The organism is Mycobacterium persicum (assembly GCF_002086675.1).
GTDB classification, from domain to species: Bacteria; Actinomycetota; Actinomycetes; order Mycobacteriales; family Mycobacteriaceae; genus Mycobacterium; species Mycobacterium persicum.
In genome coordinates, this window is sequence record NZ_MVIF01000386.1 from 1 (window position 1) to 207 (window position 207).

The window sequence follows — 207 nt, forward strand, 5'->3', positions numbered from 1 at the left end:
GCCGATCAGCGCCGAGATCAGCAGGCCGATGATCATCGAGACCACGGTGACCGCAACGACGGCCACCGCCACCTCGAGTGTCGGCCAGGGCAGCACGACCGATTGGTCCGGTGCGGGCAGGAACGCCGGGCCCAGGAATCCGAGGATGAGTCCTTGGATGGTGGTGAGTGCGGTCAGGACGACGAGTTTGGAGGCTAGGTAGGCGCT

1 pseudogene is annotated in these 207 nt (G+C 65.7%); it reads right to left on the reverse strand.

The features are described from left to right. A pseudogene (locus tag BST40_RS28870) lies at nt 1-207 on the reverse strand (ABC transporter ATP-binding protein); the annotation flags it as partial.